Annotated in this window: 3 protein-coding genes; all 3 read right to left on the bottom strand. The window is 63.4% G+C overall.

The genetic code is table 11. From position 1 onward, the window contains the following. Positions 1-81: 81 nt before the first annotated feature. The 3 genes from cysS to ACZ1JX_RS03865 are packed head-to-tail and all read right to left on the bottom strand — an operon-like array spanning position 82 to position 20827. Positions 82-1614 (bottom strand): cysteine--tRNA ligase, encoded by a 1533-nt coding sequence (gene cysS / locus ACZ1JX_RS03875; RefSeq protein WP_465125480.1) that lies wholly within the window; start codon positions 1612-1614, stop codon positions 82-84. 38 nt (positions 1615-1652) lie between these two features. Beyond that, positions 1653-18935 carry a hypothetical protein gene (locus tag ACZ1JX_RS03870; protein WP_465125479.1) on the bottom strand — a complete coding sequence of 5761 codons (17283 nt, stop codon included), beginning with the start codon at positions 18933-18935 and terminating at the stop codon, positions 1653-1655. Then, positions 18935-20827: a ShlB/FhaC/HecB family hemolysin secretion/activation protein gene (locus ACZ1JX_RS03865; RefSeq protein WP_465125478.1), complete on the bottom strand. Its 1893-nt coding sequence runs from the start codon at positions 20825-20827 to the stop codon at positions 18935-18937. The genes ACZ1JX_RS03870 and ACZ1JX_RS03865 overlap by 1 nt, the downstream gene beginning before the upstream one ends. Between the last annotated feature and the right edge of the window lie 87 nt (positions 20828-20914).

Raw genomic sequence — 20914 nt, 5'->3', positions numbered from 1 at the left:
ATGCCCTTACCGGGTCACTTCTCAGCGGAAATCTACAGTCCTGCTGTATATTCCCTACAAACTGGTCGTGGTGCCCAAGCGCTAGCCCAGCTTCCACTCCCAGCCCAGCGGGTCACCGTCCATCACCTCGACGCCCTTGGTCGCGAGTTCGTCGCGCAGGGCGTCGGAGCGGGCGAAGTCCTTTTCGGCGCGGGCTGCCTTGCGGGCTTCCAGGGTAGCCTCGATTTCGGCTTCGGTGGTTTCGACTCCCTTCGGCTTGAGGCGCAGGGCCTTTCGATCAAGGGCGAAGAGGTCGAGACCGAGAACGGCATCCATCGCCGCCAGTGCCGCCAGCTTTTCCGAAGCATCAATCTTCTTGAGCGCGAGCACTTCCTCGAACACGGTCAGCGCTACCGGCGTGTTCAGGTCGTCCGAAACGGCAGCGTCGAAGCGTTCGAGGAAGGGCGTGAAGCGCGGGCCGGGAACGGTGAGGAGCGCGTCGGGTGCCCCTCCACCATCCTGCGGATGGTCCCCCTCCCCGGTTCGGGGAGGAATGCGGTCCTTCAGCTGCACCACCGCAATCAAAATCCGCTTGAGGCGCGTTAGGGCAGCGGCGAGCCCTTCCCACGAGAATTCCAGCTCGCTGCGGTAATGCGCCTGCAGGCACATCATGCGGTAGGCGAGCGGGTGGTAACCTTTGTCGATCAGAAGCTGCAGCCGCAGGAACTCTCCGCTCGACTTGCTCATCTTGCCCGAGCGCTCGACCAGAAAGTTGTTGTGCATCCACACCCGCGCGCCGGAGTTGGCGGGCAGGTCCAGACCGTTTGTGCAGCAGAACGCCTGGTTCTGCGCGATCTCGTTGGGGTGGTGGATCTCGCGGTGGTCGATCCCACCGGTGTGAATGTCGAAGGGGAAGCCGAGCACTTCACCCGACATCACCGAGCATTCGAGATGCCAGCCCGGAGCGCCCTTCCCCCACGGCGAATCCCATTCCATCTGGCGCTTCTCGCCGGGCGGCGTCTTGCGCCAGATGGCGAAGTCGGCCGCGTTGCGCTTGCCTTCTACGGCCTCGATACGCCCCTCGCCATCCTCGGTCTGCGCGCGTGCCAACCGTCCGTAATCGGCCACAGTCGAAACATCGAAGTAGAGACCGCTGTCGAGTTCGTAGCAGTGCTTGTCGGCGATCTTCTGCGCAAAAGCGATCATCTGGGGGACGTATTCGGTGGCGATGGTCCAGCGCGCGGGCTGGCGGATGTTGAGCGCCTTCACGTCCTCCCAATAGGCCTGGGTATAGTGCTGCGCGATGTCCCAGATGGACCTGGCCTCAGACCGCGCCATCTTCTCCATCTTGTCTTCGCCATCATCGGCATCGTCGGTCAGGTGGCCGACGTCGGTGATGTTGATGACGTGGGTGAGTTTCAGCCCCTTGAATGACAGTGTACGCCCCAGAATGTCAGCAAAGACATAGGCGCGCATGTTGCCGATGTGGGGATAGTTGTAGACAGTCGGACCGCAGGAATAGACGCGCGCCTCGCCTGGGTGGACGGGCTGGAACACTTCCAATTGGCGCGTCAGACTGTTGAACAGCTTGAGCGGTGCGGAAGGGCTGAACGGGGCGGGACCATGGGCTGACATGGATCAGCCCTTGCCCCGCCCGCGCCCATCAGGTCAAGTCACTCGCCCTCCGGCTTACCTTCACCGAGCAGATCGTCGTTGCCGGTGCCGGTTACCGGCTCGTCGATCAGTGGCTCGAACCCGGCTGGCGCGATCTGGTTGAGCTGGATCAGCGTGGTCTTGGTGAAGCTGTCTGTCACCTGCAGCGCACTGTCGGCAGGATCGTTCTTCAGCACTTCCTCGATGAAATCACGCAGTTCGATGATCTCGAATGGCAACTTGTTGCAGGTATTCGCGTTCAGGATCACGCAGCCGTTGACCGAGGACAGATCGGTGAAGGCTTCTTCGAAGGTGATCTGTTCGATGGCGTCGACGCCGGTCTGACCATTGACGATGCCGTTGATCACGATGTCGAGCACACCGCCCTCACGCGAACCGATCTTGAGGTTGTTGGCCACCAATCCGCGCCGGTCATCAAGCCGCGTGCCGAGCGAGGTGTTCTGGATATAGACCTGTTCATCCGACCGCAGGGTGATCGCATCTGCTTCCACCAGAGTCCGACCATCGGTGACACCATCGTTCAAACCGAGACGATCGGTGATGAGTGCGGTGTCGGTCAGTTGCGCAATGTCCTCAAGGGCCGTGCGGGTGACCATCGCAATCCCGCTGCCCGAAAGGAGCAGCGAACCGCCCCGTGTTTCACCTTCGAGCAGCCGGATCGAGCCAGTCTGCGCATCAAGGAATATCCCGTCGGCACTGCTGATGATTGACAGCGTGTTGCCTGCGGCATTGCTCATCGAGAGCGCACCGAGGAACGAGATCAACCCGGTGGACCTCAGCGACAGGGTTCCGGTCTCGCCGATCTGCCCCTGCACCGTCCCGGCCTGTGCAACGACGGCGAGGTCGCCAACCAGCATGGGCCTCGTTCCACGGATCGTGAGGTCACCACGCGAGCGGATGCGGTCGAACTCGGCCTGCGAGATCGCATAACCGCTTGCCGTCGAGGGGATGTTGTCACCCAGTCGCGTGACCCCCTGCCCGGTATTGCGCAGGGTAATGGCCGAAGTGTGAGCGGTCTCTCCAAGGCGGCCGCTAGCCCCGATGGCGAGGTCTGCCGAAGACAGGTCCATCTGCGCCCCTGTCGCAAGGCCGTTGAGGCGAATGGTATCGCCAGCCGTCATCGTGAACAGCTTTGCGGCATCGGCAACGTCGTTGATCACGATGTTGTCGCTCGCCACGATGTCGATGTTGCCCTGTCCGACGGCACCGGAAACCTGGCCCTGCGGTCTGACCGCGTCGCTGAACACCTCCGAATAGCCAGCGGAAAGGTGGCTGATCGTTACATCGCCATCCCGCGCAAGAAGGTCTATGTCGCCCAGAGCAAAGATCGTATCTGCATCGATCGAGCCTCCAGCGGTGACATCGACGTTGCCCTTGTCGGCAAAGATCCGGCGGATTGCGAGATTGCCGGTGGCATCCAGGCCCACTGCATCTGCGCTGACGCTGATGGGCCCAGAAAGCTCGATGCCGGTGATGTTGACCACACCGTTCGAACGAACCACGGCAACGCCCCCCGAGAGACCCGCGAGCGAGACATCGCCCTGGCTGGAGATCGAGATGTCCTGCCCAGCGCTGATCGACGTGCCGGTCATGGTGCCGTTGGTCGTGCCAAAACTGCCGCCAGCGTTGATTGTGGTGAAGGTTAGCGTTCCAGCATCGATGCCGACGTTTCCGGCAGCCGTGAAGGCCCCTACTGCAGCACTTCGGGCGACCGCGATATTCACGGCGCCCGTCCGCGCCTGAAGTGCGCCGCCGGCGACCGACCCACCGACGATGGCAATGTCTCCACCATCGAGCGTGCCGTAGGTGAAATTGCCATTGCCAGAATTGATGCGCATCTGTCCGCTGGCAACAAGATCGCTGCCGGTTATGTCGCCAGAAGCAGCAATGTTGAGCGAATTGCCCGATGTCATTCGGTTGAAGGTCAGCGTCTGGCTGGTCACGCTCAGCGCGGCTCCGGCGCTTGCCGTTCCCACTTCCACTGTCCCCGTGCCATTGACGCTGAAGTTGCCCGCGGCACTGATGCTCGGGCTTGCGAACGAGCGCACCTCTGCGCTGATGTCGCCATCAGACCGGGCGCTCGCCAGCGTAGTATCGCGGGCAGACAGGGCTATCGATCCGCGCGCATCGAGTGCGCCCGTCGTGAGATCGCCAGAAGTGGTTAGCACCAGACTCCCGGTACGGGCCGTGATTGCGCCGCCGCTTGCGGATGCAGCGTTGACGGCGACGGAACCGCCATCAAGCTTTGCATAGGACACAGAGTCACCAGCCGCGAGGTCGATCGTTCCGGTCGCCGTGGCATTGCCCAGCGTGATCGCCCCGTCTTCATCGATCGTGATGCTGGCACCGGACATGATATCTCCGCCGCGCGTACCGGTGAGCGAGCGGATATCCACGGCGCTGCCAGCGTCGATCAGTGTGAAGTCGAGCGCACCGACTTCTGCCGAGAACGATCCGCCTGCGGTTGCATTGACGAACGCGCTTGTGCCGGTGCTGGCAAGCGTGATGTCGGTTCCGGCCTTGAGCGTCCCCGCATCGATCGTGTTGCCCGTCAACGACATCGCGGTTCCGGCGTCGGCGCTGTCGAGCTTGAGAGCGCCTGCGGCATCGAGCGTGATGGCGCTGCTGGCCGTGGCCGAGCCGACCGTCAGATTGCCGCCGGTCGTAACGCTGACGTTCGCTGGATTCGATACGCCACTGCCACCGCTGCCAGTGCCGAATGTGAAAGCAATGCTCCCGGAGTTGTCCCCCGCGTTCGAGTCCCAATAGCCCACCGACAGCGTTCCGGTCGCCGGGGCCGTCACTGTCCCGTTCGCGCCAAGCAGCACGGTCTCATTGCCGATCTGCCCGACCAGTGCTCCGAACGGCGCGCTGAAATTGCCGATTGTCAGGTTGCCGAAGGCCGCGCCGATCTGCGTGCCGGGCTGGAACCCGGAATCGTCCTGCGCCGTGGCGAGGCGGAAGACGACAAGACCGTCGCCGTCCGAGACCCTGGGCAGTGCACCGGCGCTCCACAAGTCGTTGGTAGAGGACGAAACCGATATGGTTTGCCCCTGCACCACGTCGAACACGGGCACCATGGTGCCGCCGGTGTAGGAATTCGCGAGCGCCTGGACCACAACCTGGACGAGGTTCTGGCCTGTGCTGGCAAGGCCCGCTGCCACACTGCCAATCGTGGCATTGCCGGTGAGCGAGAAGGTGCTGTCGAGGCCCGAGCTGCTGGAACCAAGGTTGAGCGAAGCGCCGGAAAGATCAAACGATCCCAGGACCTTCACGGTATCGAGGTCAATCGCATTGGTCACGACGAGCGACAGTCCCGCATCGCCGGTGATGGTCAAAGCATTGAGGTTTGCGGCCCCGATCGTGATTGCACCGCCAGCCTTGGCATCGTCGAACTTTGCGTTGCCGCGTGCAGAGATCTTGAGCGTCGTGCCGGCGTCGATGCTTCCACCTGTAGCATTGCCGGAGGTGAGGATCTCGACGCTCTCGCCTGCAGCAAGCTTGTCGAAGGTGAAATCGCGCGCATCGACGAAAGCAGTGGTTCCGGCCGTCGTCTCGCCAACCTTGATGGACCTGCCGTCATAATCGGTGAACGTCCCGGCAGTCACCTTGGCCACGGTCAGGTCCAGTCCGTTCATCGTAGCGCTCGATCCGGCGGTCACGGTACCGACGTTCGCGACAGCGGAGGCGCTTATACGGGTGGACGTGCCTGAGGTTACGGTTGTCCCCGCAATGTCCGCACCGCCCAGGCGGACCGCCCCGAGCGCACTTGCCGAGGCGAAGCGGAGCGTTCCTGCGTTGACGGTAAGGTCGCCGCCAGTCGCTGCGATGTTGGTCAGATCCGCCCGACCGCTGATCGATAGCGTGACGTTACCGCTGTTGGACTGGAGAAGCGGAGTCGAGAACCGGGCAGCGGTGATCGATACATTCCCGCCGGAATTGATCGCGTTGGCGATGCTGACAAGGTCCTGCGCGGAGATGGAAGTGCCCGCGCCGGAACGCAGTGAGCCTGCCTGGACGTTGGCCCCGATCAGCGAGATCGTGGTTCCGGCATCGGCGGTGTCAAGTGTCAGATTGCCAGTCGCGTTGACATCGATGCTTGTGCCCGCGTCAAGCGTACCGCCGGTGATCGTGCCTCCCGAAAGGTTTATGGCACCGGCCGAAGTGATCGCATCGAATGTCAAAAGGGCGGGATCGATCGTGACCGAGCCCCCGGTCGAGGTCACTGTGCCAAGCTTGGCGACATCGGTGATGGCAAGCCGCACATTGCGTCCAGCCTGCAATGACGGAAGATCGAGCGCATTCGCCGAGATCTCGACGTCAAAGCCCGCGTCGACTGCGGTCAGCACAACGTTGCCGGTTGCAGAGACACCGACAGAGCCCGCCGTATCTATCCGACCGCCATTTACCGATGTTCCGGTTATGCCAACTGCGGCATCGCTGCTGATCGTAGAGAAGGTGATCTTCGCCCCGTTCACGGATGCGCCGAACGCACCGTAGAGCGCTCCGACCGTAACGTCACCGGTCGCCTTGACGGCGAGGCTGTCATCACTCGACAGGCTGTCGGCAGTCACGCTTGCGCCGTTCACGCTGAGCGGCCCGAAAGCCCGGGACGTGGATATCGCGATGGCTCCGTCGGAGGTCATCGATAGGCCGAACCGGCTGAAGACCGAACCACCGGTGATGCTGCCCGCAGAGATAGTGGTGGGTCCGCCGGCATTGATCGAAGCGAATTCGAGCGATGCGGCCCCGATGCTGGTAAGTCCGGAAGCGTCGACCGTGCCGAGCTTTGCCGCTCCACCTACGCCGAGTGCAAGATCGCCCGAAACTAGCTCCGGCAAGTCGAGGCTGCCGACGTAGAATTCCGCAGTGCTTCCCGCCTGTGCCCGGTCGAGCCTGACTGCTCCGTCTGCCTGCACCAGAAGCGTGGAACGCGCATTGATCGTACCACCCGTGATCGCCCGCCCGGCAAGCTCCACGGTCTGACCGGTGAGCGACAGGAACGAGAGGTCGAACCCCTGAGCGTAGAGGCTGCCACCGGCTTGCGTGGTGCCGAGGTCGAGATTGCCGGTCGCAGTCAGGCGCGCATCTCCAGCTGCCACGAGCGAGGTCGCCGCAAGGCTTGCGGCGTCGATGGACAACCCAGCGCCGGATGTGGCGCTGCCCAGCGTGACGGCACCCGTGACGCCGATGTCGATCCCGCCGGAACCGGTCAGGATGCTGCCAGAGACGGTCCCGCCCACAATTGCGGCAAGGCCGGTGCTGGCAAGGCTGTCGAACGGGACCGAGGTAGCATTGAGCGACGCGTCTGCGCCCGCCGTGGCTGCACCAAGCGCAATCGAAGTGTCGGCAAAGAGCGAAAGGTCGGTCCCGGCGGTCAGGGTATCGGCCGAGATCGAAACTGCGCCGATCCCGAGAGTCGTCCCGCTTCTGGCTGTGCCGAGCGTGGCGCTGCCTGCCAGCGATGCCGAAATGGCCCCCTTGGCATCGACCAGCGCCCCGTTGATGGAACCGCCGCCGAAGATCGCAGCAGCCCCGGCATTAATGGTCGTGAAGTCGAGCGAACCGGACGTGCTCGAGAAGTCACCGCCCGCAGTGGCAACATCGTTCAGCGCAGCGCTGTTGGCGATGTTCAGGGTGATGTTGCCAGTTGCATCAAGCGCGCCGGACTGGAGACTGTCCGCACCGAGCGTCAGGTTGGTGCCCGCCTTTGCAGACGCGAGGGTCAGAGCGCCGCTTGCCGTGACGCCGATTGCTGCGCCCGCATCAAGCGTACCGCCCGTGATCGTGCCGCCATTGAGCGTGATGTCGCCTGCGGCTGCAATCGCGTCGAACGTAAGCAGTGCCGGATCGATGCTCACAGCGCCGCTCCTCGACGTCACGGTGCCCAGGGACGCTGTATCGACGATGGTCAGCGCTACATTGCCCCCCATGTCGATGACGCTGCTGCTGGCACCCTGCGCCCCCAACGTCAGATCGCCGCTGCCAGCGATCGAACCGACGGCATAGTTGCCGGTCAATGCAATGTTCGCCCCGCCGCCGGTAACGATGCTGGTCCCGGCAAGATCGGTTCCGGCAAGATCCAGCAGCCCACCGGAATCTAGCAGATTGAAGCCGAGCGTTGCGAACTTCGCGCGGATCGCGCCACCCGCTCGCGCCGCATCGAGCGTTACGGAACTTCCTGCATCGATGTTGAGCGTCGTCCCCGCATCGATGGAGCCGCCGACAAGGCTGACGGATGTGCGGATGCCGACACTGTCAGTCGCCGCGAGAGTGTCGAAAGCGAAGTTTCGCGCAACGACGAGGGCCGTCGTTCCAGCGTCCGTGGTCCCGACACGAACGTCACGACCGGCGTAATCGGCAAAGGTGCCCGCATTCACGGCGTTTACATTGATGTCGCCACCATTGAGATCAACGCTGGTTCCGGCAGTCACTGTGGCAAGAGCCAGAGAATTCGTCGCGCTTACCACGGCTGACGTCCCGGCATTAACGATACCGCCGTCAATCACGACGCCGCCGAGCTGCACCTGGCCAGAGGCAATGGCGGACCCGAAGTTCAGACGGCCCGCCGTTGCAGCCACGTCTCCGGCAAGAGCAGATACGTCTCCGAGGTTGGCAACACCGGTGATCGAAAGGCTGACGTTGCCACCACGTGATTGAATGGTCGACGCGGCGAGGCCGCGCGAAGTGATGGCAAGCGAGCCGCCAGCCAAAGCAAGACCGAGATCGACCAGCCCCGTCGAGGTTACATTCAGAGAGTTTACGGCGCTCAACCCGCCGCGTCCGCCAATCGAACCTGCATCAATCTGAATATCTGCGCCCGACAGGCTGTTGAGCGACAGTGCACCCGCCGTGACGTTCAGAAGTTGTCCGGCAACCGCGAACTCGACCGCCGCGTCGTTGACCACGTTCAGGTCGATTGAACCGTCAGCGGCAAGGGAGAAGACGTCGAGATCGGCAGATGCAATGGAGATATTGCCGCCTGCATTGGTATCACCAGCAATGCTGGTTGCCCCGGTCGTGATCAGCGAAATGTCTCCGCCAGCACGGAGCGTCCGGGCATCAAGCGAACCTGCAGATAGCGCGAAGTTGAAGCCAGCATCGCCGCTGTTCAACGTTGCAGCGCCCGCGATGCGCGCATCGACATTTCGGCCGCTCAGCGACAGCGCGGAAAGTTCGCCTGCCTCCAGAGAAAGAGTGCCACCGGCAAAGTATGCTGATAGCGACGACAACCCAACCACGGTCACATCCGCATCGCCGATCACGTCGATCGCAGCGCCACTGACGGTTTGCGCACCCAGCAGGAGGTTGCCGTTGACGGACAGTCCGGTAACGGCAAAGCGGCCGGTCAGAGCGATATTGGCATCCCCGCCTACCGAGATGATCGTGCCGCCTAGGTTGGTTCCGACCAGATCTGTCCCGGCAAGATCGAGCAAGCCACCGGCATTGAGTCCGATGAGCTCTAAGGTCGAGAAGGTCGCACGAACCGCACCGCCAGCGTTGGCGATGTCGGTAAGACTTAGGCTTCCCACCGTCGCAAGCGTAAGGTCGGTGCCCGCATCGAGGCCGCCAGCTTGCAGGCTGTCCGCGGTGAGCGAAAGCGTAGTCCCGGACCGGGCGGATGTGAGAGTCAGTGCGCCTGTCGCAGTGACGCCCAGGCTTGCGCCAGCATCAAGCGTACCGCCCGTAATCGTGCCACCGCTCAGCGTGACATCGCCGGAAGCCGTCACTGTATCGAAAGTCAGCGTTGCCGGATCGATGGTGACCGAGCCGCCGGTCGACGTCACCGTGCCGAGCACTGCCGAGTTGGTAACCGCGAGCGCAACGTTGCCGTTGGCAGCAAGCGTCACGGCATCAAGGTCCGTCGCCGTTATCGACAGCAGGGTGCCAGCGTTGATCGCGTTGCCCGAAACCGTGCCGCCGATGATCGATGCGGCACCCGTTGTGTCGATGGTCCCGAAGCTGGCCGACGCCGCGCGGTAATCGAGGCTGCCGACGTTTGCCGTATCGATATTCGCGGTCGTATCTGCGCGAAGCGAGGCGATGCCGCTGGTCAGGAGATTGCCGAGTTGCAGATCACCCACAGCAAGATCGAGCGAGCCTGCGGTAACGTCCACAAGATTGACGGAACCGGTTGAGAGGACCGTCAGCACGGTTCCCGCACCTACGATATTCCCGATGATCGAACCGGCGGTAAGGCTGGTGGTCGTCAGCGACTGGATGGTGTCGAACGACAACGCGCCCGCTGCAATCGCAACAGTTCCAGTCGAAGCGTTGATGCTGCCAAGCGTTGCGTCGCCGATAACGTCAATCGTCACGTCCTTGGCATCGACCAGATCGATCCCGAGATTTCCGGCAGTGATCCCGACCAGCGAGGCAGTGGCACCACCAATCGTGGCTGTGCCGCTCGTGTTGACGGTAATGTTGCGCACCGCATCAAGCGTGGTCGCATCAAGCGTGGCGGACGAGATTCGCAGATCGTTTCCGCTCGAAACCGACCCGACCGTGATCCCGCCGGTTGCCGTCAGGGCCACGTCGAAGCCGGGACCGCTTGTCAGGCCCTGAATGGAATTGGCAAGGATGCTGCCCGCCTTCAGGTCGAAGTGATTGCCGACAACACTGCCGAGAGCGAGCGCGCCAGTGATGTCGACCGACAACGCATCTCCGGAGAAATCGCCGCCCGTAACCGTTCCACCGGTCAGGATGGCGCTGCCACCGTCAATCAGCTTGAAGGTAATGTCGGGAGCTGCAAGCGTGATTGTCCCGGGCGCGCTGGCACTTGTGCCGATGTTGATGCTGTTGCTTGCCGTCAGCGTAAGATCGGTTCCGGCATCGAGGAGCCCGGCGTTTACATCCGCGCCGCTGAGGGCAAGTGTCGTGCCCGAAATGGCCGATGTCAGCGTCAGCGTACCAGTCGCGGTCGCATCAATTGCAGCGCCTGCATCGAGCGTGCCGCCCGTGATTGTCCCACCGCTCAGGGTGATGTCGCCAGAAGAGGTGACCGCGGTGAACGTCAGCAACGCCGGATCGATGAGCACCGAACCGCCTGTCGAGGAAACCGTGCCAAGCGCGGCCGTGTTGGTCACCGTCAGAGTCAGGTCACCCGCCGATTGCAGCGTGTTTGCGCTCAGCCCTGCTGCGGTGATGCCGAGCGTGCCGCCCGCCTCCGCCCGATCCAGCGTGACATTACCCGTGGCAGATATGCCAAGATCGCTGTCCGCAAGGATCGTGCCTGCGCCGATGGTCGTGCCCGAGAGCGAGACCACGCCCGCAGCGCCGAGGCTGTCGACCTGAAGGTTGCCAGCCGACAGGGTCACCTTGCCCGAGCCCAGGACCGAACCGAGCAGTGCATCTCCCGAGATCGTAACGCCCAGATCGCCGGAGTCGACGAGGTCCAGCGAAAGCGAGGCACCGGTGATGTCCACTGTCCCCGCCGTCGGGCCTATCAGCGCAAGTGTGATGTCGCCTGTGGCGTTGATCGACAGGGCATCGGTTAGGGCAATGCTGTTGCCCAGCACATTGGCCGCAGTAACGCCAACCGTCTTGCCCGAAAGGCTGGTGAACGAAACGTCCGCGCCCGCTAGGGTCAGGGCTCCTCCGGCCGATGCATCGACGAGGGCGGCGTTGCCGGTCGTGGTGATGCCAAGGTCGCCCGTGGCGGTGAACGAGCCACCGACCAGGCTCGCCGCACTGACCGACGCATCGGTGCCGGCCTTTGCCGTGCCGGTGATCGTCGCGGTAGCCGCAGCGGTCAGGCCAAGCACCGTTCCTGCATCGAGCGTGTCTGCGTTCAAGGTTCCCGCGTCGAAGGTCAGTGTCGTGCCCGCAGTGGTCGCGCCGACGGTCGCGGTCCCGCTCACGCCGAGATCGGCAGACCCACCGGCCGTGATCGAACTCGAAAGCAGCGATCCGGCGCTCAGCGTCAGGTCACCCAGCGCTGCAACATCGCCGAAATCGGCAAGGCCGGTCACCGTCGCATCGAGATTTGCACCGGCCGACAGAGTGCCCCCAGTGGCGGTTGCGGACTGTAGCGCGAGGCTAGTCCCGCTCTGCGCGTCGGTAACCGCATAGTCGCCCGCCAGCAGTGCCGTCAGACTGGTACCCGCGGTAATCGTGCTGCCCGTAAGGTCTGTGCCCTCGAGACTGACCAGTCCCGTGGCGCCCAGGGTCGTGAAATCAAGTGTTCCAAAGCTTGCGTAAAGATCGCCACCGGCGGTGGCCGCTCCCGTCAGCGTCGCTCCATTGCCAACGGTCAGCGACAGGGTGCCGACGGCGTCCAGCGCGCCGGATTGGAGGCTGTCCGCACTGAGCGACAGTGTCGTACCCGCACTGGCCGATGCAAGCGTCAGCGCGCCGGTCGCGATGACGTCGATGCTTGTGCCTGCATCGAGCGTGCCGCCCGTGATCGTGCCACCGCCCAGACTGATCCCGCCTGCAGAAGTGATCGCGTTGAACGTCAGCAACGCCGGATCGATGAAGACCGAGCCTCCGGTCGAATTGACCGTGCCGAGTGCCGCCGTGTTGGCCACCGTCAGCGTCAGGTCGCCCGCCGATTGCAGCAGGTCTGCCGTAAGATCGTCGCTGGTGATCGAAAGGGTGCCACCAGCTTGCGCGCCCGTGCCGGATACGGACGGGCCGGAGATGACGAGGTTGCCGTCCACTGCAAGCGAGGTGAAGCCAACGCTGGTCCCAGCAGTAAGCGACAAGTCCTTCACAGTCGTGGTCGAACCGAGATCGAGCAGGGTGCCGGCGTTGAGCGTCCCGTTGAAACCCCCGAGCTTCAGTGCACCGATCTCGAGACTCTTGCCCGTGGTTATGTTCGCGTTTGCGCCTAGGGTCAGTGAGCCGACGCGCAGTGATCCGTTGGTGGAAAACGCGCCTTCGGCTGCGCCGCCAGCGGCAAGATCCGTCGTCAGTTCGCGCGCCGCAGTGAGCGAGGCTGCATCGATATCGCCACCAGCGAACAGGCCGATGTCATCGACCTTGGCCGTGACATTGCCGGTGCCCGAAATGTTGGTGCCCGCAGCAAGACGAACCGTTCCGCCCTCGACCGTCGCACCGCCAAGGAGCGCAATCTCGCTCAGGACAGAGCGGATCGACAGGTTGCCGGTGGAGACGATCTGTGAGACGCGCCCCTCGCCTTGAAGCGTCACGGCGCCGGTAGCGAGAAGCCGGATGTCCGATCCCGCGATCCGGCCGACAGCGCGGATGTCCAGAGGAACCGTATCTGTGTTGCCGATGCGAACCGCGCCCGTGACATCGACATTACCGATGCAGATCGCGCCCTCGAGGCAATCGGGATCGAGGCGCCCGCCATCATTGCGGCGGGATGAAGCCAGACCGAGCGATTGCAATACGTCCGCCCGGAAGCTCGCACCAGTGAAGCTCGCCAGCCGCGCATCGATCGCCGCGCCGGAAAGTGCGATCGCACCGGTCCCAGATGCCACGGTGGTACCTTGGCCGAACGAAAGGGTCGCGATGTCTTCGGCAGCCAGCGTGTACTGCAGCGTAAGTCCGCCGGCCGCGAACGTGACCGGAAGCCCGGGAACCGCAGCCGACGTGTTCGCCACGAAATCATTGTTCTGGCCGACCACGATGTCGTTGCCCGAGCGCACGTCGATGCCCGTGCCAGCGCTGAAGCTGTTGCCATCCGTAACGGCAATTCCGCCGCCGCTGGCAAACACGATGTTGCCTGTCGCGTCGAACACGCCGCCACCGCTCGCCTCGCCGAGCGTCAGGAGGCCATCGTAATAGAGCGTGGTCCCGTCCGGAATTGCGCCTGCTTCGAGATCCAGACTGGCACCGGTTGCATTGCGGATCGTTGCATCCTGTCCCGCCCGCACCCGAAGGCTGCCCCCCGAAAAGTATCCGCTGGCCGCATCGCCGGTCACATTTCCGAAAGCATAGACGTCAAGCGATCCCAAGCCAGCCACGATGGCAGGCCCGGATATGGTGAAGTCGCCCGATGCGTCGGCCACCAGGCTGGTAGTGGCTTCAATGGGACGGCAGGTTGCCGTTGCGCAGCCGTTTACGGCGATGCCAATGCTGCCGCGAGATTCCAGCAGGATCGCGTTTCCAGAGAATTGCCCGTTTCCAGCGGCCGCGATGTCGATTGCCGTATCGCTTACGAAACGCGCATTGCCGCCCGCAACGATCGTCAGTCCATCGGCTACCGACAGCGAGATCGAACCGGCAGCAAAGAGCGTCAGGTCGGTATCGAATGCAATGGGCCCCGAAAGGGCAGTCAGCGAGATCGCGGGGTCGGAAAATCCAGCGAAGGAACCCGAGGCATCGCCGCTGAAGCTTTCGAACCGCATGGCATCGGCAACTGCCGTGCTCGACGAAGTGAGCGAGATGGTCCCGCCGAGTTCGTTGATGAACGCCCCCGACGAGGCCGGGAACGTCCGCCGGGAGGTGACATCGACACTGGTCGCGCCCGCGACGAGCGAGCCGGGGCTGGCGGAGCTGCCATTGGCAGAAGTGAATGATACTTGTCCGCCCGAGGGCGTGACGAAGGCCGAACTGCCCGGAAGCCCGAGCCCACGGGTTCCGCTGCCGCCAGCCCCGGCAAAGGGACGGTCGAAGGTCTCGCCAGTGGCGTTCGCCAGCAGCGTTCCGAAGGTTGCAGAGCCTCCGGTTGCCCCAACCGTGACCGTTCCGCCGCTGCCGGCATTGGCGAGGCCATTGTTCCCCCCGCTGCCACCGAGCGTGACAGGCGCCGTCGAGCTTGCACCATCGCCGCCAAGACCTGCAAGGCCGCCCGTTCCGTTGGCCGAGAGCGTGACGGTGCCTAGCAGGCCGAGCGACGCATTGCCGGTGTCGATCGCTGCAATCGTAATCACGCCGCCAGTGCCGGAGCCGCTGTCGCCGCCGTTACCGCCGTTGCCACCGATCCCTGTGGCAGCCGTTATCGCTGTGAAAGCCCGCCCGCCATTGCCGCCCATGCCATTGGCGGAAAGCGTAACATTGCCATCTGCCGTGGCGAGCGCGATTGCGCCACCTGCATCGGCGAGGATAGAAATGTTTCCACCGGTAGCGCTGCCCCCAGCGCTGCCATCGGCGGAACTGCCGTCCGCCGCATAGCCAAAGCCGTTGACGCCCGCGCCGCCACGGCCATTGGCATTTGCAACGAGGCTCGGCGCTTCAAGGCGTGAATCCAGCCCGACAGCCTGGAGACTTACCGAGCCACCGAAGCCCGCGCCGCCAACGCCGCCGACCGACTGCTCGAATGGTCCACTGACATCGAGACTGGCGAAAGCTCCACCTGCACCGCCCTGTCCGTTTGTATTGAGCGTAAGATCATCGAACGTGACCACGCCGCCGCCCTGCGCGAGAGCATCGAATGCACCGCCGCGGCCGATGCCACCGTCGCCTCCGTCACCCAAAGTGCGCCAGCCATTGAATGCGGAGTTGCCGCCCAGGCCACCTGCACCACCAATGCCATTGGCAGCGAACGATGAGCCCGAAGTCCCCGTAACGACCAGCTGTCCGAGATCTGATGCGGTCAGATTGATCGCGCCGCCGGTCCCTGCCCCGCCCGCGCCGCCATCACCTGCTTCGTCGACAGAATCGGAACCCAATCCGCCGCGTCCGCCCGTGCCCCCCAGCCCGGACACGCGCAAAGATGCATTGCCGATTCCGAGCTTCGTCCCGTCGCCGGTCACTGCGATCAGGGTCTGTCCACCTGTGCCGCTTGCGCCTGCCCCGCCAACATGGCCGTCGGTCGAGTTTCCACCGGCCCCGCCACGCCCTTCCGCCGAAAGAACCGGAGCCGCAAGCGAGGAGTTACCATCGCTTGCAAGAATACGCGCCGTTCCGCCGAGGCCACTGCCGCCCTCTCCACCGATCAGGCCGCTTTCGCCCGACTGCCCGATGCCGTCAGCACGCACGTCCAAACTGCGCGTGTTTCCTGCAAGGGTTGCCGAGCTAAGGTCGCCGAGGATTTCCAGCGTGGAAGTGCCCCCAGCTCCATCGCCACCATTGCCGGCGTTCAGGGCGAATTCGCCCGTGGTGTTCGCATCGTTGCCGGCGAGGCCACCGAGGCCTGTTGCATCGATCCCGACCGTCTGTGCATCGAACGTGCCGGACAGGAAACGTATGCCGGCTGTGCCGCCTTGACCATTGCCACCGGCCCCCGAGCGATTACCCGCGCCCGAGCTTCCGAAGGTGTATCCGCCCGCGCCGCCCTCGCCGATGGCATTCACCGTGACTGTCACTGGAAAGCCCGCAGATGAGAAGGCTATCTCGCCCAAGGTGCCGCCATCAATGGTCAGCAGCGCGTTTCCGCCCGTCCCGAGACCGCCATCGCCAGCCGCCCCAGTGGAGAGGAAATCGTACCCGCCGTTGCCGAAGTAGCTGATGGCAGATCCGTCCAGCTGCGACTTGTTGCCATTGGCCTCGATCGTGAGGCCCTGTGTGCGCAGCGTGCCCCCAGTGAGGTTCACTGTCGCGCTTCCGCCATTGCCCGCACCACCGATGCCACCGACTATGCCAAGCGTATCGGAGGATTGTGCCCCGTCCCCGCCGAAGCCTGATGCGGTCACGTCGACAGTCGACACCGTCAGCAGACCTCCGGTGACCGAAAGCGTCGCCGTACCGCCCGTGCCGCTTCCGCCAGTACCGGGCGCAAAGCCGGCCACGTTCTCGGCGTTTCCGCCCTCGCCATTGGCGCCGACGGTCAGAGAAGATGCCGAGAACGTACCTTCGGCCACGCTGAACGAGACATCACCTCCAACGCCCGCCGCTCCGTCACCTGCTTGGGCAACGAGGCCCGTGCGCGCGACTATGCTTGGCCTGCCGCCCTGTCCGAGGCTGGAAAGCGTTACCGTGTTCGCTGATAGACTGGCCGGTTTGCCAGTCTGGCTGAAAGTGACAGTGCCGCCGAGCCCCGTGCCCGAACGTCCCGCAGCATCGTTCCTCCGCCCTGCGACGCCGTTGGACAAAAGGTCGAGACTGCCGGAGAATGAGGAATCCGCGAGGTTGAACGAGACATCGCCACCTGTGCCGTGGCCACCGTCCGCCCCATTGCCGCCGCTCCCGTTCGATACCAGCACAGCTGTCTCGATGAGCATGATATCTGCGCTATTGCGCACGATTGCACTGACATTGCCACCAACCGCATCAACGCCGCTGTTGTTGGCGATGGCTTGCGACGTCATGTCCAGCCGCGATGCGATCAGCGTGCTGGCATCGCCCACAAATGCAACATTGCCGGCAAGTTGCGTTCCCGTAGCATCTCGCCCTTCGGCAAAAAGGCTCACCGCAGACTCGTTGGTATCGAGGCGTGTGTTACCCGAGAGGCTCAACGATACGGTGTTGGGCGCAGCAAGATTACCAAAGGCGTAGGACTGCAGGTCAATGCGACCGACCGACACCGAGGTAAAGCTTTGCACGTTGTCGTACGCCAGACTGACGTCACCGAGAGTCACCACGCCACCGTCGCTCGCGGAGGCATAATTGCCTGCGTCGATCCCGCCGGTTGAGAATATCCCATTCCCATTCGCGAAGCTGATCGAGACCGCGCCCGCGGTCGCATCGAGCGGGCGCGCCTCGGTCCCGGCATAAGTTACTGCGTCCGAACCCAGCGAAATACCGCTAGAATCAAAGGTGCCGCCATTTACCGCAAGCGTCGCTGCGCCCGAGGTTGCATTGCCTCCGGCGATGGGGGCCTGCAGACTGAATGAGCCGTTGACCGCGTTGGTGTAGAGCGCGACGCTGCCCAGAGACCCGCCAAACGTCGAAGCGGCGCCATCAGTTTGCGCGATGTCGATCGAGACGGAACCAGACGTTGCGCTGCCCGCAGAAAGCTCGCCGACGCCTGAAGTTGCGATGCTCGACAGAGTAGCAGCGCCAAGGTTGAAGTTGCCGTCCTTGATTGTGAGGCCGACGTTGCCCGAAATGGCATCCTCACCAACGCTTCCCGCCAGAAGTGCATCGCCGTTCAGGGGATCGGTCTGGATTGCGCCGGTCGCGATCGAGTAAAGATCAAGCGTCCCGCCGACGGCCAGGGAACCGCCACCTGCAACGGCCACGGACACGTTGCCCGCCTTGGCGCCATTCATCGAACCAAGGGACAGACCGCTGTCAACGACGATGGAGTTGCCGTTTTCGATGCTTGCCGAAACATTGCGCCGCGCCTGAAGGTCGACTGTGCCTCGTACCGAGGTAGACGTCGTGCTCGCATCGATAGTCACATCTCGTGTGGCAAAGCCTGTCAGATCGGACGTCGCGCCCTTCTGGCCAACCGTCAGTCCGCTGATCGCAAGCGAAGCATTTTCACCAACTACATTGGCGGTGGACACACTACCGCCTGCGACGTTGTATCCTGCGGAAAGCACGATCGAGCCATCGACGACGCTTGCCGTCGTTGCTCCATTGTAGCCCATCGAGCCGGACACCACCGCCGTCATCGCCTGGTTCTTCGGCACGGCGACAAGATAGATGCGGTGATTGGCGTCGGTGGAACTGGCGTTCGCGGGCCACCGCGTCGTGCCGGTGTGGACGACGCCTTCTGTGTCATCGCTTCCGCTGTCGACAATAATGTCGAACAGCCCGCTGTTGATCGTCATCGTCGCAGCTTCTGCAGCGACATAGGCGGCCGAACCGTTGACCGAAACCGTGCCCGCCTGCTCCACGCGCGGCGCGACCACGGCCACGTAGCTGCTATTGGCTAGACTCGCATTGATCTGCGCGCCCGACTGGATCGCCACCGACGATTTCGGGTCCAGCGCGGTGCCGAAGCGGATCTCGTTCTTGTCGCCATAGAGGCGGGAAACGGTATCGGATGCGGGATCGATCGTAATCGGCAGAGACGTAAGAACAAGGCTGCCGACGTTGAAAACGCCTGTCGGTCCAACAACCCAGCCACCCGCGTTGTAGAACCAGATCTTGCCGAGACTGCTCGATTCAACCGTCCCGGCTATCGACAGCGGACCGCCTACAGCCGTGTCCGTCACCCGATTGAGCACGGTATAGGGTGAACTGCCGTCGTAGATGAAGCGCAGGGTGTTGCCTTCGGGCAGGAAAACGCCGCCGCTGTCGCTCGCCGTCCAGTCCAGCAGGGCCTCGTTGCTTGTCACGAAGACCGCATCCAGACCCGGTGTCGAGCGCGACACGCCACTGATGCCGAACTGGGGCGTCGGCGTCCCGTTCACCGCCTGCGCAAAAGCCGGCGCGGGCATGGATGCCAGCGCCAGCGATGCTGCCCCGCCCGAGATGCCTGCCAGCAGGCGTGCGATTGAAGGCTTGCGGCGAAGCGACATGGCGGAAGCGTTACGGGCCATCACAGCCTCCACGGCAGGAGCTGGAAGGAGAGATTGAGCATGAACCGGGCCTTGCCCTTGACGTTCAGGCCCAGCGGATCGTGCAAGGGCACGGCAACACCGGCATCGAGCCGTATGGCATCATGGATCGCAGCCCGAAGACCGCCGCCGACCGAGACCACCTTTTGAGGATCGAGCCCGTCGAACGTGCTGTCGTGGTTCCATACCCATGCCGCGTCAACGAAGGCGTAGGGCTGGAAGGCATTGCCACCTGCTACCTTCGGAATCAGCGATCCGACACGCACTTCACCGCGCACGCCAATGCCGCTGTCACCGATCACTGCGCCCGGATCGTAACCGCGCCCGATAGTGTAGTTGCCGCCCGAAAACTCCTCGTACGACAGGAGCTTGTCCGGCGAATACTGGGCGCGAGGCTGCAGGCTGAAGGTCAGTTTGCGGATCGGGCGATAGTCGAAAACGCCTGAGGCGCGCAGCGCGAAACCCTTGGCCGTGCCCTCGATCCGGCTCGGCGTGACCTTCCCCGCTCCCCGGCAAGTCGGAGCGAATGCCCCGAGACATCCCTTCGTCGCACCGAAGACATCGACGCCCTGACGTGCTTCGAGCGACAGTCCCCATGACCAGTGCGGTTCGAACGGCGTGAATCCGTCGCGACCAGTCAGGCTGCGTCGGCTGACGCCATTGGTGTCAGCCCGTGCATAGAGCACCCGCAGACGATCCCTGTTGAGCGGAATGCTGCCGAAATCGAGATCCTGATCGGCGATCTGGCCGCCGAGCGCCAACGTTAAGTTGTAGGCCTGTGAGCGTACGACGGGATAACTTCCTTCAAGCGAAGCAGAGAGCGTACGCGAATGGAAATCCGCTCGGGAATCGATGACCGTCGGATTGGTCCAGCCGTAAGTGAAGTCGCCCCGCAAGCTGAAGCCTTCGCCGCCCAGCCGCATTTCGTGACCGAGTTGCAGCACCTTCTGCTCGTGCAGGTCAGTCGTGGCGAAGAAGCTGGCTGTCGTCGAATCGCCAAGCCCGGTCAGCCCGTTGAGCTGCACGCGCGCAAGACCGCTGTACCGGCCAACCGCGCGTGATCCATAGTTCTGCACGCCGATCTCGGCATAGACCGGGATGCGGCGAACCGAGACTTCACCGACCACTTCGCCCGGAGAACCTTCCAGCGGACGCAAGGCAAGCCGCACGTCGAGACCGGGCACATCCTTTGCCAGCAGGAGGTAGCGCTCGGCCTTGTGTGTATTGAAGACAGGCTCTTGCGTCAGTTTGTTCAAGTAACGCAGCAAGGCCTTTTCCGACCGCCCGGGATCGCCCTTGACCTGCACCCGCTTGAGATGGGCCAGCAGCACGTCAAGTCGCACCGCTCCGCCGTCGATCTTCTGCGGCGGAACCTGCACAGCAGCAAGATAGCCCGCTTGGCGCAGGGCCGTGGCCGCGCGGTCGCGGATTTCGCAGATGACCGAGACAGGCTGCTCCGTGCCGAGAAACTCGGCGTAGCTCTGCGTCAGATCGAATCCGGGCAGATCCTGCATGCCCGAAAAGGTGACCGAGGACAGCTTCAGCCGGATTCCGGCGAAGTCAGGCGCTGCGAGGGGACATGGTGCTCGCTCGACTTCGGATGCATCGACGTCTACCGGGCCACCGCGGTTCAATGTACCTTCGGCAACGCCACGCTGAATCTCCTCGCGCGTTGGCGGCTGGATCGAAGGGGGTGGAACAGTCTGCGCGGAAGCGATGGAACTGAACAGGCCTAGAGCAAGCGCCGACGCCAATGCCGCAGCCCGAACAGCCGTGCCGCGCGCAAGCGAACGTCGCGCGATAAGCGGATTGTCCCGCAGTGAAACAGGTAATGCCGCCCCGGCGCGGGGCATGGCGGCAACATTATCGGCCATCGCAGTCGAATCTCCACAGGTGCGACCCGTGGCGGCTAACTTTACTGGCCTACCAAGACCTTGTTATGGTTACGGATTTACCTGACA

It is taken from the genome of Novosphingobium sp. BL-A-41-Hi4A-0G (assembly GCF_055521735.1).
The sequence above is the reverse complement of the archived record's forward strand: the minus strand, read 5'-3'. Positions and strand labels throughout refer to the sequence as shown.